The organism is Streptomyces sp. DG1A-41 (assembly GCF_037055355.1).
Taxonomy (GTDB): domain Bacteria; phylum Actinomycetota; class Actinomycetes; order Streptomycetales; family Streptomycetaceae; genus Streptomyces.
The window spans coordinates 1-18,440 of sequence record NZ_CP146350.1 but is presented as its reverse complement, the minus strand read 5'-3'; the positions used below and the strand labels follow the sequence as shown (position 1 = coordinate 18,440).

General features: G+C 68.9%; 14 protein-coding genes and 3 pseudogenes. 14 read left to right on the top strand and 3 right to left on the bottom strand.

Annotated elements, in window-relative coordinates:
• Positions 1-7 precede the first annotated feature (7 nt).
• Both V8690_RS00085 and V8690_RS00080 read left to right on the top strand, forming a co-directional pair.
• The gene (locus tag V8690_RS00085; protein WP_338775251.1) at positions 8-223 is read left to right on the top strand and encodes a hypothetical protein; all 216 of its coding nucleotides are present in this window, start codon (positions 8-10) and stop codon (positions 221-223) included.
• The gene (locus V8690_RS00080; RefSeq protein ID WP_338775250.1) at positions 220-561 is read left to right on the top strand and encodes a hypothetical protein; all 342 of its coding nucleotides are present in this window, start codon (positions 220-222) and stop codon (positions 559-561) included. The genes V8690_RS00085 and V8690_RS00080 overlap by 4 nt, the downstream gene beginning before the upstream one ends.
• Before the next feature lie 146 nt (positions 562-707).
• Here the strand turns inward: V8690_RS00080 and V8690_RS00075 are convergent, their stop codons facing one another.
• On the bottom strand, positions 708-1,058 hold the full coding sequence (locus V8690_RS00075; RefSeq protein ID WP_338775249.1) for a hypothetical protein: 351 nt from the start codon (positions 1,056-1,058) through the stop codon (positions 708-710).
• Between the two features lie 260 nt (positions 1,059-1,318).
• On the opposite strand from V8690_RS00075, the gene V8690_RS00070 reads away from it, so the two are divergent.
• The 3 genes and pseudogenes from V8690_RS00070 to V8690_RS00060 all read left to right on the top strand — a co-directional run.
• Positions 1,319-1,582: a hypothetical protein gene (locus V8690_RS00070; RefSeq protein ID WP_338775248.1), complete on the top strand. Its 264-nt coding sequence runs from the start codon at positions 1,319-1,321 to the stop codon at positions 1,580-1,582.
• Positions 1,583-1,697: 115 nt separating this feature from the next.
• Complete coding sequence (locus V8690_RS00065) at positions 1,698-2,228, top strand: hypothetical protein (protein WP_338775247.1); 531 nt, start codon at positions 1,698-1,700, stop codon at positions 2,226-2,228.
• A 383-nt stretch (positions 2,229-2,611) separates the two neighbouring features.
• A pseudogene (locus V8690_RS00060) lies at positions 2,612-3,714 on the top strand (IS701 family transposase); the annotation flags it as partial.
• A 482-nt stretch (positions 3,715-4,196) separates the two neighbouring features.
• On the opposite strand, the pseudogene V8690_RS00055 reads toward V8690_RS00060, so the two are convergent.
• Positions 4,197-5,380: pseudogene (locus tag V8690_RS00055) on the bottom strand (IS701 family transposase).
• A 283-nt stretch (positions 5,381-5,663) separates the two neighbouring features.
• On the opposite strand from V8690_RS00055, the gene cas3 reads away from it, so the two are divergent.
• From cas3 to V8690_RS00010, 9 genes and pseudogenes are all read left to right on the top strand, one after another.
• A complete protein-coding gene (cas3, locus tag V8690_RS00050; protein ID WP_338775246.1) occupies positions 5,664-8,561 on the top strand; it encodes a CRISPR-associated helicase Cas3' in 2,898 nt (965 codons plus the stop codon).
• 145 nt (positions 8,562-8,706) lie between these two features.
• Positions 8,707-10,302: a type I-E CRISPR-associated protein Cse1/CasA gene (gene casA / locus V8690_RS00045; RefSeq protein ID WP_338785184.1), complete on the top strand. Its 1,596-nt coding sequence runs from the start codon at positions 8,707-8,709 to the stop codon at positions 10,300-10,302.
• 74 nt (positions 10,303-10,376) lie between these two features.
• Positions 10,377-11,006: a type I-E CRISPR-associated protein Cse2/CasB gene (gene casB / locus V8690_RS00040; protein WP_338775245.1), complete on the top strand. Its 630-nt coding sequence runs from the start codon at positions 10,377-10,379 to the stop codon at positions 11,004-11,006.
• Positions 11,003-12,130: a type I-E CRISPR-associated protein Cas7/Cse4/CasC gene (cas7e, locus tag V8690_RS00035; protein ID WP_338775244.1), complete on the top strand. Its 1,128-nt coding sequence runs from the start codon at positions 11,003-11,005 to the stop codon at positions 12,128-12,130. The genes casB and cas7e overlap by 4 nt, the downstream gene beginning before the upstream one ends.
• Entirely contained in the window at positions 12,127-12,918 is a 792-nt protein-coding gene (gene cas5e / locus V8690_RS00030; RefSeq protein ID WP_338775243.1) for a type I-E CRISPR-associated protein Cas5/CasD, read from the top strand. The genes cas7e and cas5e overlap by 4 nt, the downstream gene beginning before the upstream one ends.
• Positions 12,915-13,565: a type I-E CRISPR-associated protein Cas6/Cse3/CasE gene (gene cas6e / locus V8690_RS00025; protein ID WP_338775242.1), complete on the top strand. Its 651-nt coding sequence runs from the start codon at positions 12,915-12,917 to the stop codon at positions 13,563-13,565. The genes cas5e and cas6e overlap by 4 nt, the downstream gene beginning before the upstream one ends.
• A gap of 56 nt (positions 13,566-13,621) precedes the next feature.
• Positions 13,622-14,575, top strand: a complete 954-nt coding sequence (gene cas1e / locus V8690_RS00020; RefSeq protein WP_338785182.1) for a type I-E CRISPR-associated endonuclease Cas1e — start codon at positions 13,622-13,624, stop codon at positions 14,573-14,575.
• Positions 14,575-14,892: a type I-E CRISPR-associated endoribonuclease Cas2e gene (cas2e, locus tag V8690_RS00015; protein ID WP_338775241.1), complete on the top strand. Its 318-nt coding sequence runs from the start codon at positions 14,575-14,577 to the stop codon at positions 14,890-14,892. Before cas1e ends, cas2e begins: the two co-directional genes overlap by 1 nt.
• Positions 14,893-15,031: 139 nt before the next feature.
• Positions 15,032-15,316, top strand: a pseudogene (locus V8690_RS00010) (DUF2252 family protein); the annotation flags it as partial.
• Positions 15,317-16,097: 781 nt separating this feature from the next.
• On the opposite strand, the gene V8690_RS00005 reads toward V8690_RS00010, so the two are convergent.
• A partial coding sequence (locus V8690_RS00005) for a Helicase associated domain protein (protein ID WP_338775240.1) occupies positions 16,098-18,440 on the bottom strand: 2,343 nt, incomplete at its 5' end.

The window sequence follows — 18,440 nt, the reverse complement described above, 5'->3', positions numbered from 1 at the left end:
CCTGGTCGTGTCCCTGCTGCGCCGGCCTACGACGAAGTTGGCGGAGTCCGTGCTCGCGGAGCTCGAGCAGCTGGAGGGGCTGCCGATCCTCGGCACGGTGCCGCTGGGTGTCGTCGTCACCGAGGCGTGGCGCTCGGGGCGGACCGTGATCGACTACGCCCCCGACTCCGAGCACGCCCAGGCGTACCGGGCACTGGCCAAAGCCCTGGGGGGTGGGAAGTGAGCCGCGGCAAGCAGCTGCCGCCCCCGTCCAGCGGGGGCCAGGACCTCACCGCACTGCTGCGGTCCCGTCACGCCCGTACAGACGACGGAGACGCCCCCGCACCGCAGGCGCCCGCCCCGGCCTCTCCTGCGCCCGTACAGCGGCCCGCACGGGCCAAGGGGCCGACGATGGACCGCCGCTCCTGGTACATGCCGAAGGAGTCCGCGGACGCGCTCGCCGAGGCCCTCGAAGAACTCCACTTCGCCACCCGGCAGCCGAAGCACGTCATCATGGCCGCCCTGGTGGCCGTCGCCCTGGAGCAGTTGCCCGTCGTAGAGCAGCGGATCAAGGGCAAGTAGGCGCACCTGTCGCACCTCTCGCACCAGTGCGAGCCAAGGGACACCGCGCCGCGCCCGGCCGTCTCACAGCCCCACCCCAACCACGACGAAGGGCCCACCAGCCACCACGGCCAGCGGGCCCTTCGGTCAGGAGAGCTACCCGGGCGTCAGTCGACGTCCAGGAGGACGGCGGTCACGAACGCTTCCGCCTGCTCCTCCGACCACTTCCCATACGGCACGCTGCCCTGCGTCAGCGAGTGCCGCAGACAGAGCGCTGCTTCCTTCAGGGGCACGGGCTGCTTGTCGCCCTCGTCGGCTGCGTCCTGCAGAGCGCGCCGGGCGACGTATACGGCCGTCGCCGGGTCCACCGAGTGAACCCACTTCAGTGCCGTGATCACGTCCACGTACAAGTCAGTCCAGCGCAGATTGTCCAAGCCGAACTGCTGGCCGTGGTGGCGCAGGTTGAACGCCAGGGCGTGGCCGATGGCGCCTGTAACGCCCGCAGGTAAGTCGCTCACGAAGACTCCTCAGACTCGATCGGGTGTCAATCATGACCACACCCCGGCCGGGTGGTCATGAGGGCGTCCCTGACGATCCCCCCTCGGAGTCGCACCTCTCGCACATGTGCGACGAAACCAGTCGCCTCGGCCCTGTACTCCCGAAGCTGCGGCGAAGTGACAAGTAGCTGAGAGTGAGGCTCTAGGCGCCGGGATGGGCCCTCGGACGCCGTTTAGCGCCCTCGCCCGGGGCGGACCGCTCCCAGCTACGGTAGACGCCCATGAACGCTTACGACCGGGCCGTGCAACGCGCCCTCGCCACCACCGGCCACACCCACCTCACCACCGGTCAGCTTGCCGAGCTCCTCGACCGCACCGAGCAAGCCACCCCGCACGCACAACACCTTCAACGTCTCCACCCCGGACACGCCACCACCCGCAACCGCCTGCGCGCCGCCGGCATGACCTGCGCACAGATCGGCCTCCACGACGACGGCGACCCGGAGTTCCTTGACGCGCTACTGCAGGAGCTCGCCCACACATAAGCCCCGGGCCCACTCGAACGTACGTCACCAAGAGTGCAGGCCGGATAACCAGCTGTTTCACTTCGACGAGGGGGGTGCCCGGCGCCCTTCCTCGGCGAAAGTGAGAAAACCCAGCATGAAGATCGTAAGCAGTACCCTGAAGCGAGCGGTCGGTCCGGCCCTGGCCGCCGGTCTCTTCGTCACCGCGCTCGCCACCCCGGCCTCGGGCCAGGGCTTCGGCTCCAAGGCGGTCCGCCTCAACGCCTACGTCACCCTCTACGCGAATGCCGGCGTGGAGAACCAGATGTCGGCGACCATCTCCAACGACCGTCTGATCCTCGATGACACCACGGGCGTGGCCACCAATACGTGTTTCCATAGGCCCGGCGGCACCAGCGTGGATTGCGGCAGAGCCAGCACGGTCTTGCTGCTCGAAATCCACATGTTTGACCGTAACGACAGTTACCAGGGGAAGATCGCGCTTCCTACCAGGGTCGACGCCGGCCTTGGTGCCGACACCGTGACGACCGGCAGCCGCGACGACACGATCCTTGTGCGCGACGGCGTCGGCAACGACACCGTGTCCTGCGGCGGCGGCTCCGACGTGGTGGTCGGCGACGTCGGTGACACCATCGCCGCGGACTGCGAAGTGCGGAACCTCGTTTGAGAGCCCCTTCTGGGCTCGGTACTTCCGAAGCTGCGGCCAGGCGCCAATTGGCACCTGGCCGCAGCTTCGGGAGTACCGAGCCGCCTCCCCCGGCCGCCGTGCTCCGGTACGTCATCGCCGCCCCCTGTACGTCTCCCAGATCACGTACACCGACGAGCACCAGGAGCACGGCGCCGAACGGTCGGACACCTCTGGCACTTTTGCGCCCGGGGCGGCGTGACACCTCTTGCAACTCGGTCCGGCGGAACGCCGGCGCCTTAGTACTCCAGTCGCGTTTCTCCATTTGTGCTGGTCAGCGCCTGGGTTTCGAGTCTATTTGACTGACGCACCATCAGGGGGGTGGTGGTTCGTGACTCACCCGATCGAGGTGCGTTGAGCCGGTCATGGAGTCGGATGTTGAAGCGGGTCTGTGGGCCAGTGAGTTGGAGTCCCTGCTGCTGCGGGTGGGCAAGCGATTCGGGCGGGTAGAGCCGCGGCAACGGATGCGGGATTACGTGCGCGGCCTGCTTGGCCCGGTCGGCCGGAAGAACAGCTGGCAGCTCGCCGAGCACGTGGGCCATGCCACTCCGTACGGCCTGCAGCGACTGCTGTCGTGGTGCCAGTGGGATCCGGACGAGATCCGCGACGACTTGCGGGACTACGTGGCCGAGCGGCTCGGACAGCCGGACGGCGTGCTGATCGTCGACGACACCGGCTTCATTAAGAAAGGCTCCGTTTCGGCAGGGGTGCAGCGCCAATATTCGGGGACCGCCGGCCGCACCGAGAACTGCCAGATCGGCGTGTTCGCCGCCTACGCCTCGGCCAAGGGGCGGGCCCTGGTGGACCGGGAGCTGTATCTACCCAAGTCCTGGACCGACGACCAGGACCGGTGTCGGGCAGCGAGAATCCCCGAGGACAGGCCCTTCGCGACCAAGCCCGAACTGGCGCGCGCGATGGTGCTGCGCGCGCTCGACTCAGCGCTGCCGGTCGCCTGGGTGACGCTGATGCGGCCTACGGGCAGGAACGGGGCTTTCGGCGGGTGCTGGAGGGTGCCGGTGTGGGGTATGTGCTGGCCGTCCCCAAGTCGCAGCAGGTCAAGACACCTGCGGGAAGCTGGCGCATCGACCATGTCCTGACCGGCGCGCCAGACGACGCCTGGGAGCGGATCTCGTGCGGGAACGGAGCGAAGGGGCCACGGGTCTACGACTGGGCCGCAGCCAGGCTCCCCGCTGTCGACGACGAGAACGGCGAGGCACTCATGCACCACCGCTGGGTGCTGGCACGCCGCAGTCTGGCCCGCCCCGCGGAGATCGCCTACTACCTCGCCTTCGCACCACACGGGACGACCGTCGCCGGGTTGGTCCGCGTGGCCGGCTCACGCTGGGCCATCGAGGAGTGCTTCCAGGCCGCGAAGAACGAGTGCGGCCTGGATGAGTACGAGGTTTGCCGCTACGTCGGCTGGTATCGGCACATCACGCTGGCCATGCTTGCGCACTGCTTCCTCGCGGCGATGGCCGCCCACGCCTTCGAAAAGGGGGTCGCAGAAACGGTCCAGGCAGCCTCGTTCCCCTCACCGTGGCAGAAGTGCGACGGCTCCTGGATCTTGCCCATGTCCCGACAGGCAGACCGCAACTACCCCAGCGCCGGCTCCACTGGTCGCATTGGCGCCGACGACACCAAGCCGCCGCTCGACACTGCCACTACCGGCGCCGCACGCACTTCGATCGGGTGAGTCACGAACCACCGCCCCCCTGATGGTGCGTCAGTCAAATAGACTCGAAACCCAGGCGCTGACCAGCACAAATGGAGAAACGCGACTGGAGTATTAGTACTGCAACGGTGCTTGCCGTGACTGATGGCCAGGTCTGGGGCTGTGTCCGCGTCGTTTGTAGTGGCTGGTGCGGGCCTGGTGTTGTCGTCTTCGGCGCCAGGCCGACCAGTGCAGGATGTGCTCGACGGGGGCGGGTCGGCGGTCGGTGAGGCGGGTGATCAGCCGTCGTATCTCGGCGAGGCTGAGGTGGATGAGCTGGGAGGATCCGTTTCTGCTTTCCCGGCATCCAGCTCGCGGGCTCGCAGGACGGTCAGGCAGGCGTGGGCGGCCATGGCCAGGGTCATGTGTCGGTGCCAGCCGGGGTAGCGGCGGACTTGGTAGTCGTCCAGGCCGCATTCCTGTTTCGCGCTCTGGAAGCACTCCTCGATGGCCCACCTGCTGCCCGCGATGCGGATCAGGTCGTCAAGTGTTGTCTCGGCCGGGCAGTAGGCGATGTAGAAGAGATCTCCCCGGGTCGGCTCACGCTGCGGCGGGCGATGACCCAGTGGCGGCGGTCGGGCCGGTGCCAGGGCCGGAGCTCGACGCGTGCCCAGTCGTAGATCCGCAGGCCGTGAGCCCCGCTGCCGCAGGAACGACGCTTCCATTTCTGCCGGGCAAGACCGTTGAACAAGTCGTGGACGGGATGGTCGATCGCCCAGCGGGTGACCACGGTGTCGTGGCGGGTGGTGGCCATGACGTGGAAGACGTCCGCCCGCTCCAGTTCCGACCGCCAGCCTTTGCTGAACCCGTAGGCGGCATCCGCGGTCACCCACCGAAACGGCATCTTGTCCGCCATGGCGCGGCGGACCATCGCCTTCGCCATGGCCACCTTGGTCTCAAAGGCGACCTCGTCATCGACGCCGGCCCGGCGGCACCTTTCGCGGTCGTCGGTCCAGGAGGTGGGCAGATACAGACGCCGGTCGATCAGTGTCCGCCCGCGGTCGGTTGCATATGCGAGGAAGACGCCGACCTGGCAGTTCTCCGTCCGCCCAGCGGTGCCGGAGTACTGCCGCTGCACCCCGGCCGACCGCGTCCCCTTCTTCAGGAAGCCCGTGTCGTCCACGACCAGGACGGCGTCCTGGTCGTGGAGGTTTTCGACCACGTACTGACGCACGTCGTCGAGCACCTCATCCGCGTCCCACTCGATCCGGTTCAGCATCCGGTGGATACGGTCCGGGCCTGCGTGGCCGGCTTCCTCCGCCAGCGTCCAGCCGTTCTTCCGCTGCAGCGGAGCGATCAGGCCCCGCATATAAGCCAGTGCCGACTCCCGCGGCTCCGACCTGCTGAAACGGTGCACGAACCGCTCATGCACAGCGTCCAGTTCACCCGCCCACAACCTGACATCAGCAAGGTCCCCACCCATGAACACACCAACGACCAACCTGGCCATCAGTCACGGCAAGCACCGTTGCAGTACTAGCCAAGGAGCGGAACACCCCCGCGTCGGCGGGGAGGACTCGGTCGGCACCTTCACTCAAGCGTTCCTCGACGGAACACCCCCGCGTCGGCGGGGAGGACTCTTTCTGACCTGCGGCTTAGGAGGGGCTTTGCCATTCCCTTGCACGGGAGAGGGGGCGATGCCGTGAGGGGTGGGGCTGCATGGGGCCACTGTATCGAGGGCCGGGCGGCGGGGCTGTTGTCGGTGGGTGGTGGTTGAATGCAGGCTCTTCTGGCTGGTCGGCAGTGCCAAGGGGGCGGGGTTGGTGGGGGAGTGGGGGGCGCCGGATGAGTCGGTGTGGGGGAAGTCGAGGGGGTTGGATCCGGGGCTGGCGCCGTATCCGCTGATCCGGCATCTTTTGGATGCTGCCGCGATGGCGCTGCACTTGTGGGATGCCTACCTGTCGGAGAGCCAGCGTGTGCGGATCGCTGAGGGGATGGGGCTGGCAGGCGAGGTGGACCGTGCCAGGACGGTCGTCGGGCTGTGTGCCGGTCTGCATGACGTCGGCAAGGTGTCAGGCTTTCAGTTCTGTTCTAGGCGCGGTAGCCAGTACCTCAGTGCGGAGCTGGGCGGTGACCGGGTGAAGATGTCCGCGGAGCGGTTCGGGCATGACGTGGCCGGCGCGCAGAGCGTGAGAGAGGTGCTGGCAGGTCTGGGTTTTGCCGGTGACGAGGAGCTGAAGGTCGCGGAGCGGCTGGCCGAGGTTGTCGGTGGTCATCACGGACGTTTTCACCGCCTTGAGGACGGTATCGCTGCGTCGTTTTTGGGTGGGGCGGCCTGGGCGCGGCAGCGGATGGCGCACGCGGCCGCGGTGCACGGGTTGCTGGGGACACCGCAGGCGCCGGGGGTGTTGAAGGCGCCGGCCGCGGTGCTGGTGACGGGGCTGGTCATTCTTGCCGACTGGCTGGTCAGCCAGGAGGACTACCTCCAAAAGCGGCAGCGGGGGCTGGAGCCGGTGCTGGCGGATCATTTCCAGCGTTCCAAGCGCGATGCTCCTGGTCTGCTGGCTGAGGCTGGGCTGGCCCGCGTGCGGTTGCAGCGCAAGGAGTTCGCACAGGCCTACGGCATTCAGGGTGAGCCCAATCCGTTGCAGCGCTCGGTGATGGACGAGCTGCGCCAGGCGGTCGGCGAGGGGCGTCGTGGCGGCATCTTTCTCGTCACCGCGGCGCCGGGGGACGGCAAGAGCGAGACGGCTCTGGAGGCCGAGCGGATCTTGTCCGAGGCGTTCGGTACGCAGGGGTATGCGTTCTTGCTGCCGACGATGGCCACCAGCGATCAGATGCACGGGCGGGTCGCGCAGGCGTTGCTGCGTCAGTCCGGCGAGGAGGCCGGGCTGACGCTGGTGCACAGTATGGCCTGGCTGAACAGCGCTTACGCCGACGAGGACCTGGTGGCGCAGAGCGTGTTGACGTGTGACGGGGACGAGGTGGGCCAGGGCAGCGGTCGGGCGGAGGCGGACATGCGGCCGCAGCGGTGGCTGCGCGGGTCCAAGCGGCCGCTGCTCGCACAGTTCGCGGTGGGCACGATCGACCAGGCCCTGATGGCGGTGCTGCCGGTGCGGCACAACGCGCTGCGGTTGCTGGCCCTGTCGGGCAAGACGTTCATCGTCGATGAGGCCCACGCCTACGACCCCTACATGCAGGTGTTGCTGGGCCGCTTGTTGAATTGGCTCGGGGCGTACGGCGTTCCGGTCGTGCTGTTGTCGGCGACGTTGCCGGCGTTGGTCAGTGACCGGCTGATCAAGGAGTACCTGAAGGGCGCCGGTCACAAGACGCGCGCCCTGAGCAAGCAGACGTTCCCGGCGCCCTATCCGGGGTGGCTGTACGTGGACGGGGAGAGCGGACGGGCTTCCCAGATCTCGCCCGCCCGCCGGCAGGGGCAGGTGCGTGCGCGGGGCATGGAGCTGGATGTCGTGGTGGAGCCGGTCGTCCACGGCGGTGGAGGTGCCCGGGCCCGGCTGGCGGTGATCGAACGGCTCCTGAAACCGATCGAGAAGGAGGGCGGCACCGCCCTGGTGGTGTGCAACACCGTCGGGGACGCGCAGAACACCTACCTGAAGCTCCGTGAACGCTTCGACGAGCGCTCCCACGCACAGGGCGGAAGCGTGCAGCTGCTGCACGCCCGTTTCCCCGGCGACGTGCGTGAAGCCCGCACAAGGGAGGTCACGCAAGGGCTGGGCCGCAACGGTCCGCGTCCGCGGCGCCGGATCGTGGTGGCCACCCAGGTCGTCGAGCAGTCGCTTGATCTTGATGCCGACATCGTCATCAGCGATCTCGCTCCGCTGTCCCTGCTGCTGCAGCGGGCCGGGCGGTGCTGGCGGCACGAGAACCACTGGTCCCGGCACGGCTACCCCGACGGCCGCGGCCGCCCGGCCTGGGCGAGCGGGCCGCGTCTGGTGGTGCTCGACCCGATCGCGGGCGACGGGAAGACGCCCCCGCAGTGGGGCGAGGTGTACTCCGAGCACCTCCTTTCCACCACCTCCCGCACTCTCGCCCGGATCAAGGGCGGGACCGTCTCCATCCCGGGCGACGTACAGGACCTGGTCGAAGCCGTCCACGGGGACAACGAGGACTTCGACTGGAACACCCCGGGCGCCAGCGAGACCAAAGCTTGGGCGGCCCACAAGGGCAAGGACATCGCGGAACGCAGCATGGCCGGCCTCCTCGCCGTCCCGCGCGCGCGGAGCGTCTCGGCGCTGCACGACCTGCATCATCTGCCCGGCGAAGAGGACGAGTGGGAGATCTCCACCCGACTCGGCGCCGACTCGGTGCGACTGCTGTGCGCCTACGTGCACCAGGACGGCCGCGTAACCCTGGACCTGGAGGGTGAGCACCTGCTTCCCCAGGCCGGCGCGTCCGCCGCGGACGGCACGATGCCGGTCTCGTCCGTGCGGGAGGTGATGCGCCGCACCATCCCGGTCCGCGCCGACTGGCTCAGGGACGCCGATCCCGACAGCATCGCCCCACCGAAGTCGTGGACGCGGCACCCGATGCTCGCAGACCTGCGTGTGCTGTACCAGCCCGTGCAGGGCGGAAGCGCCCAGGCGGTGAAGGTCGGCGGCAAGACACTGCGGCTGGACAAGGACTGCGGTCTGGTGCGCCGCTGATACCAGTCACTGCCCGCCTTTGATCCGAAAACCTCCAGGTCCGGGCCCGTTGTCAGTGGCGGCTGCTTGAATGCCCAGACGGCGCCAGAGCAGGGCTCTGGGGGGCTTTGCCCTGCCCGTGTCTGGGTTGAGGGTGTTGGAGGGGATGACGGTGAGTGGGGGATTCGACCTGCGGATCGAGCCGTGGATTCCGGTGCGTCTGCTGACCGGAGGGTCGGCGTGCGTGGGCTTGTGCGAGTTGTTCAAGCGGGCGCATGAGATCGAGGATGTGGAGATCCCGGTGCCGCCGGCGGCGGCGGGCTTGATGCGGATTCTGGCGCCGATCGCGGCGAGGATCGCCGCCGATGGCGGGGACCGGCTGGATGATCCGGACGTCGCGGAAGACATCGACGACTGGTTCGATCTGCGGGAGCGTGTCCTGAAGGCTGGCCGGTTCGATTCGCGGGCGGTGGACGCCTACTTCGGCCGCACGGATTTGGTGGGCCGGTTCGACCTGTTCCATCCCGAGCGGCCGTTCCTGCAGGATCCCCGCCTGATGGCGGAGTGTGTGGATGCGAAGGGGTCGCCGAACCCGTCCGGGGTGAACAAGCTGGTGATGGGACGGCCCACGGGCATCAACGGGGCGGTGTTGTTCGGGCATTTCACCGACACCGCGCCCGTGCCGGTACCGGCCGCCGAGGCGGCTTGGCATCTGATCGCGCAGTTGTACTACGGCCCGTCCGGGCAGTGCACGCCCCGCCGGATCACGGGTGAGCGTGCGGGCAGCGGTGATGCGGCCCCGCTGCGCAAGTCCGTCTCCTACTTTCCGTGGGGGCCGGAGCTGTTCACCACGCTGGTGCTGGCCGTGCCGAGCCCCCAGGTTGAGGTCGACTGGGAGGCGGAGGACGCGTGCCCGTGGGAGGAGGATCTCCGCGCCCCTCTGGAGGCTTTGCCGCCGGTGACGTGGCCGGGCCGGATGCTGACGGGCCGGTTCCGTCATGCCGCGCTGCTCGTGTCGTCCGAGGGCGGCCGGTCGGTGACGGATGCCTACCTCACCTGGTCGACGCACGAGCTGCCGCAGAAGGTGCAGGACCCATACCAGATCCTCGATCGGCGCAAGGACGGCGACTTCCAGCCGCGGGAGGCCGACGGGGCGCGGGCCTTGTGGCGGGATCTGGACTCGCTGCTGCTGAAGGACAGCCGTCAGGACGCCCGGCGCCCTCCGGCTCTGGAGCACCTGCCCAGGTGGCTGCTGCCGCGGCTGCGGGTGCGCGCCTACGGCTTCGACCAGGACGGGCAGCAAAAGGACAGTGTCTGGTTCCGGGCGACGAGTCCGCAGGTCCTGCAGTGGCAGGAGGAGAACGATCCGGAGATGGCCTATTACGTCAAGCGCTGTCACAGTGCTGCGGAGCAGGCCGGTGACCGGCTGGACTTCGCTGCGAGGATCGCCTGGAAGATCGCCACCGACAGCAGTGTCGACCCATCACCGAAGGCCAAGATCAAGCTGGATGCCCGCAAGCCCGGCCCGTGGGCTTGTGCCGCGCTGACGCGGTACTGGCCGGCCGCGGAGACACAGTTCTGGCGGCTCACCGAGCCCGGCCGCACCACAGGCCGGGTGGACAGGCCGTTCGTCGACGCAGCCCTTGCCGCTCTGGATGAGGCCATCGGCCAGGCCAGCCGTGCGGACATCCGGGTGGCGCGCGCCCGTCACCGCGCCCGCGGCCTCCTTCTGGCACTGCTGCAGCCGTCCGTATCCGACTGAACCCGCCCGACCGCGTCCGTGCGGCACGGCCGGCGCTTTGTCACCCCACCCTTTCCCCGCATCAGGGATGTCTCATGACCGATTCTGCGCCGGCGGCTCCTGCTCCGCCGACCTCCTCAAGTGCCCGTCCCTCGGACCGGTTCGTCGCCTACGTGCACCGCGTGTGCGCCTCCACGCAGACTCGTGCCGCCCTGCGGCGCGGGCTCGGGCTGCCGGTGGAGCGGTGCAACTACGTGCACCGCTATCTGGTGCCGTGGCTGCGTGACCACGACGACCAGCACCATGTTGATGTCCGGCGGGCGTACTACGCGGTGGCCTCACTGATTGCCGCACGTCCCCGCTCGGCCCGCGACACCACGCCCGACGACAGCGCGTCCGTCTCCTGGTACGAGCGTTCCAACCTGGGTGCCTCGCTCGGCCAGGCCGTCGCCAAGGGCGTGATGAAGGCGAACTCCGCCGAAAGCGCTCTTCACCTGATGGCCCGCCAGAGCAGCGACGCCATCCACCCGGGCCTGCCCGCCCTTGTCCGCCAGCTCCAGTCCGGCGGCATCACCCTCGACTGGGCGGTCCTCCTGGAGGACCTCGCCTGGTGGAACCGCAGCCGCGACCGCATCGCCACCCGCTGGCTCGAAAGCTACTTCCGCACCGCCGCCGGCACGAGCGACCCCGCCCCCTTCGATTCCGTTATGGAGAACGACCGATGACTCTCTACCTGGACCTGAGTGCCCTGCAGTCGGTGCCCGCGGCCAACCTCAACCGTGACGACCTCGGCTCCCCCAAGCAGGTCCGCTACGGCAACGCCTCCCGCATCCGGGTCTCCAGCCAGTCCTGGAAGCGGGCCATCCGGCTCGGCGTCGAGCAGGACCTCGGGGAGAAGGCCGCCCGCACCCGCCTGGTTCCGGCGAAGGTGCAGCACGCCCTTCAGAACGCCGACTGGCCCGCCGAGCTGGCCGCGTTCGCCGGAGCGCAGGTCGCTGCGAGCGCCGGGAAGAAGGGCATCGGCACGGAAGCGGCCGGCCACACCTCGGTGCTGCTGTTCCTGCCGGAGGCGGCCATCGACGAACTGGCCGCCGTGTGCGCCGAGCACCGCCAGGCCCTGGAAGTGGCCCAGGGCAAGAAGAAGCCCGGCCAGGTCCTGCCGCCCCACCTGATCGAGCAGATCCTCAAGCGGCGCACCGCCTCCATCAGCCTGCTGGGCCGCATGCTCGCCGAGCTCCCGGACGCCAACGTGGACGGGGCGGCCCAGGTCGCCCACGCGTTCACCACGCACGCCGCCGAACCGCAGCGTGACTACTTCACCGCCGTCGACGACTGGCTGGGCGAGGCCGAAACCGGCAGCGGCCACCTCGACACCGCCGAGTTCAGCGCCGGCGTCTTCTACCGGTACGCGACCGTCAACGTCGCCGACCTGCTGAAGAACCTCGAAGGCGACGTCAAGGCCGTCCGCACCGTCCTCAGCTCCTTCGCCGAGCACTTCCTGCTCTCCCTTCCCCAGGCCAAGAAGAACAGCACCGCCCCGCACACCGTCCCGGACCTGGCCTACCTCGCCGTGCGCGAACACCGACCGCTCTCCCTGGCCGCAGCCTTCGAGACCCCCGTCACCGGCGACCCGCAAGGCGGCTTCTCCCAGCCCTCCCGCCAAGCCCTCGACACCTACGCCGGCAACATCAACCGCCTCACCGGCAACCGCAACCGCCGCTTCCACGGCCACACCGTCATCAACCCCGCCGAGACCTACACCGGGCTCGGCACCGCCCACGATTCCTTCGACCAGCTGATCGACGCCGCCGTCGAGGCCGCCGTGCCCGCCGGGCAGGACCAGCAGTGAGCGGGCTTCTGCTGCGCCTGGCCGGCCCCCTGCAGTCCTGGGGTGAACGCTCCGCGTTCACCCCCGTGCGGGACACCGCGCCCTTCCCGACCCGCTCCGCACTCATCGGCATGTTCGCCGCGGCCGAGGGAATCGGCCGCGGCCAGAGCTTGGACCGCTACCAGGAGCTGCGGCTCACCGTGCGCGTGGACCGGCCGGGCGTCCGGCTCGTCGACTACCACACCGCCGGCGGCGGATTCCCCAAGGACCGCACCGCCGCTACCAGCGGAGGCAGCAACAAAGGCGCCGCCGTCATCACCCGACGCCACTACCTGTCCGACGCGGTGTTCGTCGTCGCCGTCACCGCAGCCGACGAGACCGTCGAGCGCCTCGCCGGTGCCCTGAGCCGCCCGCACTGGGCGCCCTACCTGGGCCGCCGCTCCTGCGTCCCCGACGAGCCGTTCCTCCTGCGCCGCCACGTCGACGACCCCGAGGAAGAACTCCGCACCCGGGTGCCGCTCAGCCGCACCGCACCACCAGCCAAGGACGGCGACGGGCCGGAAGCCGGGACGATCCCCGTGGAATTCCTCCTCGAACAGCCACCACCCCCCAGCAGTCCGGGAGAACCTGCGCCGGTCGACGTCATCGACGTCAACGACGCACCGGTGAGCTTCGCCCAGCACGGCCGCAGCCACACCGGCCGCCGCCTGCACCGCACCCGGCTACCGGTGCCCCGCTCCCTGGCAGGCCCCCCACAGACCCTGATGCAGCGCCTGATCGACTACGCCCACCTCGAGGAAAGCGCATGAACGACCACCCGGTGATCGCACGCATCCGCCTCAACCCGCACAGCCGCGACGTGCAGCGGGACCTGCGCGACGCCACCCAGATGCACCGCACCGTCATGCGGATGGTCCCCGACAACCTCGGCAACGCCCCCCGACAGCAGGCCGGGCTGCTGTACCGCCTGGAGGAGACCGACACCTCCAGCACCCTCCTCGTCCAGGCCGCCACACTCGACCCGGCACGCCTGCCCACCGGATACGGCCAGGCCGACGTCAAGAGCCTCGCCCCGATGTTCACCGCACTGCGCAAAGGGCTCGGCGTCCGCTACCGCATCGTCCTCAACCCCGCCAAACGGGAGCGGCTCTCCCTGGAAGAGAAGGGCAAGCGGGGACGGATCGTGCCGCTCTGTGGCGCCGACGCCGACCAGTGGTGGCTCCGCCGAGCCGCCGAAACCGGCCTCGACCTCCACGTCCTGACCTCCACCAGCATGGAGCCGGCCCGCCCCCGCACCCCAAACGCCTCCGGCATGCGGCATAGCCTGCTCCGCTACGACGGCACCGCCACCGTCACCGACCCCGACGCCCTTGAAGACGCCGTCATCCACGGCATCGGACGGTGCAAACCGTACGGCGCGGGACTGCTCAGCCTCGCCCCCGCAACAACCGCGTGAGCCCGCCACGAAAGGGCGGTGAGGCGCGCAGACGCCTCGCCGCACCCACCCTGGCCATGCTCCCCCGCGTCGCGGACTCCCTGTCCTTCCTCTACTTGGACATGGTCCGGGTGGTACAGGACGACACCGGAGTGTGCGCGCAGATCCAGATCGACGCACACCGCACCGACCTCGTCTACATCCCCACCGCTGCCCTGTCCTGCCTGCTCCTGGGCCCCGGCGTGTCCATCACCACCCCGGCCCTGGCCACCCTCGCCCGCCACGGCACCAGCGTCGTCTGCGTGGGAGCGGGCGGCGTCCGCGCCTACGCGGGCATCCTCCCCGACTCCCTCACCACCCACTGGCTCGAACAACAGGTCGCAACATGGGCCGACCCAGCACGCCGCCTCGAAGTCGCCGTCCGCATGTACCGAATGCGCTTCAAGGACGCCGACCTACCCGAATCCATCACCCTGGACCAGCTCCGCGGCATGGAAGGCCAGCGCATGAAAGCCTTCTACAAGATCCTCGCGCAGCAGCACGGCATCGGACGCTTCCGCCGCAACTACCGGCCCGACCAATGGGACACCCAGGACCCCGTCAACCTCGCCCTGTCCGCAGCCAACACCTGCCTGTACGGCGTCGTCCACGCCACCCTGCTCGCCCTCGGACTCTCCCCAGCCCTCGGCTACGTCCACACCGGCACCCAGCACGCCTTCGTCTACGACATTGCCGACCTCTACAAAGCCGACATCACACTCCCCCTCGCCTTCGCCCTCCACAACTCCGACAACCCCGAACAAGAAGCCCGCCGCCGCTTCCGCGAAAACCTCCGACTCCTACGCCTCCTGCCCCGCATCGTCCAGGACGTCCAGTCCCTACTGACCCCGCCCCATACCCAGGCGACCACAGCCGGCGACGACACCGACGAGGAACGCTCCGAACGGCATGACGTGCAGATGGTCCACCTCTGGGACCCCAAAACCGGAGTCCTCCCAGCAGGCGTCAACTACGCCAACGGAGGCACCTGATGCCCTCCATGGTCGTCATCGCCACAACCGCAGTCCCCGACCACCTACGCGGCGCCCTCAGCCGATGGATTAGCGACGTAGTGCCCGGCATCTTCGTCGGCAGCGTCTCGGCCCGCGTCCGCGATGAACTCTGGCACGCCGTCACCGAAGTCGTGGGCAACGGCGCCGCCATCCTCGTCCACCCCGCCGCCACAGAACAGGGCTACGCCATCCGCACCGCAGGAACCCGCCGCCGGATCCCCGTCGACTTCGACGGCCTTACCCTGATCCGCATGACCGCTGCTCCAAAGGTAAAGGAAATGCAAAGCCCCTCCTAAAGTGCAGGTCAGGAAGGGTCCTCCCCGCCGACGCGGGGGTGTTCCGCCCGCCACCGAGTCGACCCGGGCGAAGACAGCGTCCTCCCCGCCGATGCGGGGGTGTTCCGTCGTCGGACTGCTTGGCCTGCATGGCCTGCCGGTCCTCCCCGCCGGCCCGGCCGCGTTCCGCGTGAAGTTCCGGAAGATGGCGGCCTCGGCCTTCGCGTTCTACCGGGGCACGGCGTGCCTCTTCTACCACGATCTGGATCAAGAAAAGCGGGGCGGGCCGTTCCTGGACGAGCGCACCTCGCGCGTGTGGATCCACGGCGACCTGCACGCGGAGAACTTCGGCACGTACATGGACGCCAACGGCCGCCTGATCTTCAACGTCAACGACTTCGACGAGGCCTACGTCGGCCCCTTTACCTGGGACCTGAAGCGCTTCGCCTGGCGCCCCCGGAGACGTGCTGCAGGTGCCCCAGTCCTCGCCCACTACTGCGGTTGTCTGATCGGGCCGTGCGGCGTCGGCAACCCCACGCCACACGGTCCCGCGCTCTGCTGTCCGGTGCGCCCGGGGTCACCTACGACGGCGGGCTCAGCGGCACTTTCTGTACAGCACTACTCAGCGCTGGGCTCAACGTCCTCGACGGGAGGACCGGAGAGGACCGTAATCCCGTTGTAGGTGTACGCGATTTGCGAGGCCGGGTACGAGCCATCGCCGTCAGCAGTCGAGGGGTCCGCAGGGATATGCAATGGCTTGTATCCACCGTATTTATTCTTGAGCTGCTGCAGCCTGGCAATGGCTTGGTCAACGGTCAAAGCGTCCCAGTCATCACTCATGTTCGGCTGCCTTCCCTGCGGTCATTGGTCATGAGTCACCTTCTGCAGAGGGCACCGGCCACCGCACGGTGGGTGCACCGTTTGGGTGGCGCTACGGCGACCTTGAGCAGCCTGAGCAGGGGCCGGAGCGGCAGGCTCCCCAGCCATCCGCACAGCGCGGGCAGTTCGCCGCGCGAGACCCGGCCCTGACCTGCGCCGCGACAAGCGACAAGCGGCGCTACTGTCCCCCGGTCGCCGAGTAGTCGGCGCCGGGAGACCGGTCCCTGCGGGCAGAAGCCGGGCGCCGGCCCCGCCCGGCCTCATACCGCGCGGGCAAGGCCGCGTACCGCGCAGGGGGGCCGTGCCGGCTGCGTCCGGCACGGCCCCTGATGCAGCCTTCCACACGGCTACACCGCCGCCCACTCCAACCCGAGCTCCGCCAGCTGCTGGAGTTTGTCGGGGGTGAGCTTGGCGCGCCTGCTCTTGCTGTTACTCAGGAACACCCCTAGTCGGACCTCTGTGCCATCGGGCAGGACTTCGATGTGGGAGCGGCTGATGGGCCCTACGGAGCCCGTGCGGGCTTTGTACTGGGCGAGGGCTGCGATGCTTCGTTCGAAGGTGCCAGAGGCCGTCTTGGGGGCCTTGGCGGGTGTGTCCTGCTCCGGTGGCAGCGGGGTGATGCCGAGTTGCTCGAGGCGCTCGCGTTGCTCGTCCGTGAGCCCGGTCCACACCGTGTGCTGACGGTTCCTCTGGACAAACCGTCCGACGTCCATCCCGTGGACGGTGACGCCGGGTAGGACGTCGGCCTGGTCCTCGTCGCGCAGTAGCTCCCGCAGCGCGGCGTAGTTGCGCTGCCAGTCCGCCGGCCACGCCGGGTTCCAGTCCGGGTCGAGCTCCTTGAGCGCCTGCTCCCACTCCGGGTGACCGTCCAGAGCACCGGGCCGCCGAAGGTTGGACAGCCATTGCCCCACCGGCCTGTCCAGCGCTGTCGCCGACCTCGGTGCGCACAGGGTCCAGTGCATCTCGTAGTAGGCGCGGGCCGCTTCCAGGTTCTCCTGGAACCGCTCATCCGCCAGGCTCCACACCATGCCGAGTTTCTCCAGCCGTCGGGCGCGTTGGCCGGTCATCTGCCCGGTCCCGTAGGCCCTTCGCTGTTCGGCGACCCATTGCCCAAGGGGGTGCGGGCCGGGGGGCTCCTTGTGGCCGTAGGGGACGCGGGCGTGGCCCTCGCGTTCGGTGAACCGCTTGAGCGCGGCCCAGCCGCGTGCCCAGTCCTGGCGTTCGGTGTCGATCACGTTGAACGACACCCAGTTTGCGACCATCACCGGGTCACGGGGAGCGGCGAAGCGGAGCAGCAGGCGGGATTCTTCCTCGCCTTCCTCTGGCTCCGGGCCGATGAAGGCGGACGGCTGCACCACGTCCTTCTGCGGCTCCTGCGGAATAGCGAGCAATTCCACCGCCTCTTCATCATGAGCCCGCAGACCCTCCAATACCTTCACCAAATTCCGATACGATCCCGAGGTGAACATTTCCTCGGGCTGTTCTCCGGGCTGGAGAAATACCGGCACGATCAGAGAAGCGAGCTTTCCCTGTCCGGGCTTTTGCCGCAGCGCCCGGCCGATGGCCTGGACGATGTCGTGCGGCGCGCCCTTGGGGTCCAGCAGGGCCACACAGTCCACGGCCCGGATGTCGACGCCCTCGCCCAGGACGCGACAGTTGGAGAGCACGGCCCGCTGCGCGGTGGACCCGAACGAGCCCAACACCTCCCGCCGGCGCTCCGGGGCGTGCTCGCCGCACAGCCAGTTGGCCCAGATCCGCTTCGGGTACTTCTCCGGCTGGTCAGCGTGCAGCTTGGCAGCCACCCGCTGAAGCCCCTCCGCGTATGCCTGCGCCTCGATCGTCCGGTGGTGGAAGGTGATGCACGTCTGGAGCCCGTGCTGCGCCATCGTGTGCAGGAGCGCGGCCTGGAGGGCCCCGAGTCGTTGCCCGCGGACTTCCTCGGTGTACCGGTCCTCGCCATAGAGCCGCTCGGGCGTGAGGACCGGGTCCTGGAGCTCCAGGACGATGATCTGGTACCGAGCCAGAAGACCACGCGAGACGGCCGATGCCAGCGACAGCTTGTAGAGCACGGGCCCGAAGATCTTCTCGTCGTCCATGGAAGCCGCCATCTCCCGCGGCAGCGGGTCACGTACCCCCTCGGCAACCTCCCGGTTGGGCCGCTCCTCCCAGATCCGCGGCGTGGCCGTCAGGTACAGCCGCCGGTATGCCGGGATGACGGTCTGGTCGTGGATGTCCGCCCACGCCTTCCCCATCGACCCACTTGTCCTGTGGGCCTCGTCCACGCACGCGAGGTCCACCGGGGAAAGCTTCTGGCCGTAGGCGCCCTCGAAGGCCTCCGCCAGGACGGGCAGGGACGCGTACGTGGCGTAGATGGTCACGGGTCCCGTGCCGTGCCACAGGGCCAGCTGCACGGGGTTGGTGGTGGAGCGCACCTTGAGGTTCCACAGCTCGGGGTCGTCCTGGAGCGAACACACCGCCACGGCCGGCCCTTTGTGCCCGGCCTCGTGCCACGCCTTCACCGTCTGCGCCAGCAGGTCCAGCGTCGGCACCAGCACAAGAATGCGCCCCTTGGGCACAAGCCGTTTTGCCGACGCGGCAGCAATGATGGTTTTTCCCGTGCCGCATGCGGCGTGTACCTGTCCGCGGAGGCCGTTGAAGGGAATGCCGCCGGGCGGGATGTCGAGTCCGCG